Origin of the sequence: Paraburkholderia sp. XV (assembly GCF_020177535.1) — a bacterium.
Classification (GTDB): Bacteria; Pseudomonadota; Gammaproteobacteria; order Burkholderiales; family Burkholderiaceae; genus Paraburkholderia; species Paraburkholderia caribensis.
This window is the reverse complement of record NZ_JAGUUD010000223.1, coordinates 1-4,888: the sequence shown is the minus strand read 5'-3', so window position 1 is coordinate 4,888 and position 4,888 is coordinate 1. Positions and strand designations below refer to the sequence as shown.

2 protein-coding genes are annotated in these 4,888 nt (G+C 66.9%); both read right to left on the bottom strand.

The window, feature by feature from the left end:
• Positions 1–4: 4 nt before the first annotated feature.
• Complete coding sequence (locus tag KFO72_RS41215) at positions 5–1,462, bottom strand: efflux transporter outer membrane subunit (protein WP_156516688.1); 1,458 nt, start codon at positions 1,460–1,462, stop codon at positions 5–7.
• A gap of 1 nt (position 1,463) precedes the next feature.
• Positions 1,464–4,736, bottom strand: a complete 3,273-nt coding sequence (locus KFO72_RS41210; protein ID WP_060601976.1) for an efflux RND transporter permease subunit — start codon at positions 4,734–4,736, stop codon at positions 1,464–1,466.
• Positions 4,737–4,888 lie beyond the last annotated feature (152 nt).

Below are 4,888 nucleotides of genomic sequence, written 5' to 3'. Positions count from 1 at the left end.
TCGCTCATTTCGCACCCTGCGCGGCCGCGTCGCCGCCATGCTGCGCGGCCTGGGTGGTCATGCTTTCGGCCGTGACGACCCAGCCGCCGCCCATCGCCTTGTACAGGTTCACATACGACACCAGCACGCCCGCCTGCGTCTGCGTCTGGGTCAGCTGCGCGTTGAAGAGACTGCGCTCGGCATCGAGCACCTCGATATAGCTCGTATAGCCGCCTTCATAGCGCAGCCGCGCGAGGTGCGCATAGGTCGCCAGCGCCTCGACCTGCCGGCCCTGCACGTCGAACTGTTCGCGCACCTTCTGCGACGAGATCAGCGCGTCGTTGACTTCCTGGAACGCGACCTGGATCGCCTTGCGGTACGCGTACAGCGCCTGCTGCTGCACCGCCTCGGCCTGCTTCACCTGTCCGACGATCGCCCCGCCTTCGAAGATCGGCTGCGCGACCGAGCCCGCGAACGACCACACGCGCGCGGGCCCCGTAAAGAGCTTCGAGAACTGCCCGCTTTGGGTGCCGAACAGCCCCGTCAACGAAATCTGCGGGAAGTACAGCGCCTTGGCCGCGCCGATCTGCGCATTCGCCGCGACCAGATCCTGCTCGGCCTGCCGCAGATCGGGACGGCGCTCCAGCAGGTCCGAGGGCAGCCCCGCCGGCACGGCGGGCGCCGCGAGTTCGGCGAGCGCGCGCCCGCGCAGGATATCGCCCGGATTGCGCCCGAGCAGCACCGAGAGCGCGTCTTCCTGCTGCGCGATCTGCGCCTCGATCTGCGGAATCACCGCGCGCGAGGCCTCATACTCGGACTGGCTCTGCGCGAGCTCCATCTGCGAGACCTCGCCGCCCTTGAAGCGCAGCTCGAACACATGCACGGATTCGGCGCGGCTCGCCGTGGTCGCCTTCGCGATCTCCAGCTGCCGGTCGAGACTGCGCAGGTTGATATACGACGACGCCACCGACGACACCAGCGTCAGCACCGTGCCGCGCTTCGCCTCTTCCGTGGACAGCAGGCTCGCGCGCGCCGATTCCGTCAGACGCCGGTTGCGGCCGAAGAGGTCGATTTCCCATGACGCCGAGAGCGCCGCCGTGTACGTGTTGAACACGGGGTTCTGCACGTTCGCGAGCAGCGGCGAGGATGACGTCGAGATGCGCTCGCGTCCGGCATCGAAGCCCGCGCCGACCTGCGGAAACAGCGCGGCGCGCGTCGTCACGAACTGGCCGAGGAACTGGTCGACGCGCGCGGCGGCGATCTTCACGTCGTTGTTGTTCGCGAGCGCGGTCGTGATCAGGTCGTCGAGCACCGGGTCGTCGAACTGCTTCCACCATTCGGTGTTGGCGATGTCCGCCGCGTAGTTGTCGGGGAAGCGGTAGGTGGCGGGCACGTCGAGCGGCGGGCGCGAGTAGTCCGGCCCGAGCAGGCAACCGCTCAGGGCGAGCACGCAGGGCACACAGAGAACGAGGGCGCGGCGCATGTCAGTCATCCTCGCGCGGTGCGGACGGGTTCGTCGTCGGCCCACCGCCCACTGTGGGGCCGCCCGCCGACGGCGGCACCTTCGGCTCGCCCGACGTTGGCCCTGCACCCGATCCCGGCGCAGAAGGCGGCGCATCGCCAGCCTTCTTGGCCTTCTTCTTCTCCGAGCGCTCCGACATCGTTTCGAGCACATAGAAGAACATCGGGATGAAGAACACCGCAATCGCCGTGGCCCCGAGCATCCCGCCGATCACCCCCGTGCCGATCGAATGCCGGCTGTTGGCCGACGCGCCCGTCGCGATCGCCAGCGGCACGCAGCCCAGGATGAACGCCAGCGACGTCATCACGATCGGCCGCAGCCGCTCCTCGGCCGCCGTCATCGTCGCGTCGAACACCGACTTGCCCGCCTCGCGGTTGAGCACCGCGAACTCGAAGATCAGGATCGCGTTCTTCGCCGCGAGCGCCACCAGCATCGTCAGACCGATCTGGAAGTACACGTCGTTGTTCAGCCCGCGCAGCAGGATCGCCAGCAGCGCGCCGAACAGGGCGAACGGCACCGCCATCAGCACGCCGAACGGCAGGCTCCACTTCTCGTACTGCGCCGCGAGAATCAGGAACACCATGATCAGACCGAACACGAACACGAGGCCCGAGGTGCCGCCCGACTGCTTCGCCTCGAACGCCTCGCCGCTCCAGGCGATGCCGTACTCCGAGGGCATCTGCGCGCCCACCTCTTCGAGCGCGCTGATCACCTGGCCGGATGCGTAGCCGGGCGCCGCGTTGGCCGTGATCTTCACGGCCGGGAAGTTGTTGAAGCGCGTGATCAGGTCCGGCCCCGTCACGTAGCGCGAGGTCACCACCGACTTCAGCGGCACCATGCTGCCGTTCGCGCTGCGCACGAAGACCTGCGTCAGGTCGTCGGGCTTCAACCGGTACGACGGCTCGGCCTGCAGGATCACCTGCCACAGCCGGCTCGAACGGTTGAACTGCGACACGTACAGCGAGCCGAACATCGTCTGCATCGCGCTGTAGACGTCCTGGACGGGCACGCCGAGCGTCTCGGCCTTGTCGCGGTCCACGTCGACCAGCAGCTGCTGCGAGTTCGCATTGAAGGTCGACGTGACCCCCGTCAGCTCGGGGCGCTGCTTCGCCTTCGCGACGAAGTCGTCGACGACGGCGGCGAACTGCGCGATCGTCGCATCGCCCTTGCTCTGGATCCACATCTCCGTGCCGCCCGTGGTGCCCAGCCCCGGAATCGACGGCGGATTGAGCGGCACGACGATGCCCTCGCGGATCTGCGAGAGCGTCCTGTATGCATCGACGAGCACGGCGCGCGCGTTCTGGGTGCGGATATTGGCCGACGAATACCGGTCCTCGAAGCTCTTGAAGCCGACGAAGAACGTCGACGAGTTGTTCTTGTTCTGGCTGTCGAGAATGCTGAAGCCGTCCACCGTCGTGATGCTGCCCACGGCCGGCTGCTTCATGAAGTACTCGGACACGCGGTCCGACACCTGGCCCGTGCGATCGAGCGACGCGGCATCGGGCATGATCACGGCGCCCAGCAGATAGCCCTGGTCCTCGGGCGGCAGGAATGCAGTGGGTATGTCGCGCATCATCACGACGGCCAGCGCGATCATGCCGGCGAACAGCAGCAGCGCGACCACGAAGCGCCTGATGATCAGGCGCACGGCACGCGTATAGCCCGCCGTCATGCGCGCGAACTGGTTGTCGAACCAGCGGAAGAAGCCCTTCTTCTCGTGATGGCCGGGCTTGAGCAGCAGCGCCGCGAGCGCGGGCGAGAGCGTCAGCGCGACGATGCCCGAGATCACCACGGAGATCGCGATCGTGATCGCGAACTGCTTGTACATCTGGCCGGTGATGCCGCCGAGAAACGCCACGGGCACGAACACCGCGCACAGCACCAGCACGATCGCGACCACGGGGCCCGCCACTTCGTCCATCGCCTGCTTGGCGGCCGTCTTCGGGTCGAGCCTGTTCACCGTCATGTTGCGCTCGACGTTCTCGATCACGACGATCGCGTCGTCGACCACGATGCCGATGGCGAGCACCATGCCGAACAGCGTGAGCATGTTAATCGAGAAACCGAGCGCCTCCATGCCCATGAAGGTGCCGACGATCGACACGGGCACGGCCAGCACGGGGATCAGGGTGGCGCGCAGGCTCTGCAGGAACACGAACACGACGATCACCACCAGCACGACGGCCTCGAAGAACGTGTGCACGACGTCCGTGATCGACGCGCGCGTGAACTCGGTGGTGTCCATCGCGATTTCGTAGTCGATGCCCTCGGGGAACGACTTCTTCATCTCGGCGAGCGTGGCGCGCACCTGCTTCGAGACATCGAGCGCATTCGCGCCCGGCTGCTGGTAGACGGCGATCACGGTGGCGGGCTTGCCCTGGAAGCGGCTGCGGATCGAGTAGTCCTTCTGCCCCAGTTCGGCACGGCCGATGTCCTTGAGCCGCACGATCGCCGCGCCACCGCTCTGCGCGCGGATGATGATGTTCTCGAACTCGGAGGGCTCGGTGAGCCTGCCTGTGGTGGTGACCGCGAACGACTGTTCGACGGGATTGCCCGTGGGCGACTGGCCTAATCGTCCCACGGCGAACTGCTGGTTCTGGTTGGCCACCGCGCGCTGCACGTCGGCGGCCGTGATGCCCAGCTGCGCCATGCGGTCGGGGCGCAGCCAGATGCGCATCGCGTAGTCGGGCGTGCCGAAGATGCTCGACTGGTTCGCGCCAGGGATGCGCTTGAGCGCATCGAGCACGTAGACGTTCGCGTAGTTGGCGATGTAGGTGGCGTCGTAGCGCTCGGTGGGCGAGTAGATCGCGATCACCATCATGAACGCCTGCGACTTCTTCTGTACCTGCACGCCCTGGTTGGTGACCGACTGCGGCAGTTGCGGCAGCGCGAGATTCACGCGGTTCTGCACGTCGACCTGGGCGAGTTCGGGGTTGGTGCCGATCTGGAAGTAGGCGTTGATCGTCAGGTTGCCGGTGGAGGAGCTCGACGAGCTCATGTAGATCATGTTGTCGGCGCCGTTGACCTGCTGCTCGATCGGCGCGGCAACGTTGTTGGCCACCACGTCGGCGCTCGCGCCGGGGTAGGTGGCGGAGATCGTGATCTGCGGCGGGGTGATGTCGGGGTACTGCGCGGTGGGCAGCGCGAGCATGCACAGCGCGCCGCCCAGTGTGATCACGATCGAGATGACCGAGGCGAAGATCGGCCGGTCGATGCAGAAATGGGAGATGTTCATCGGGTCGGGGTGCGCCGGATGGCGTCGGTCGTCATCGGGTCGTCGGGGCGGTCATGGGCTGGGGCGCGTGGGACTGCGGCCTGCTGGCGTTGACGTTACCGTCTGCGCCAATGTCGCGGCCGGTGCGGACGCGGCGGCGGCGCTCGCTGCGG

Coding starts and splice junctions, on each gene's coding strand:
- KFO72_RS41215 (WP_156516688.1), bottom strand. CDS start 1,462: ATGCGCCGCGCCCTCGTTCTCTGTGTGCCCTGCGTGCTCGCCCTGAGC.
- KFO72_RS41210 (WP_060601976.1), bottom strand. CDS start 4,736: ATGAACATCTCCCATTTCTGCATCGACCGGCCGATCTTCGCCTCGGTC.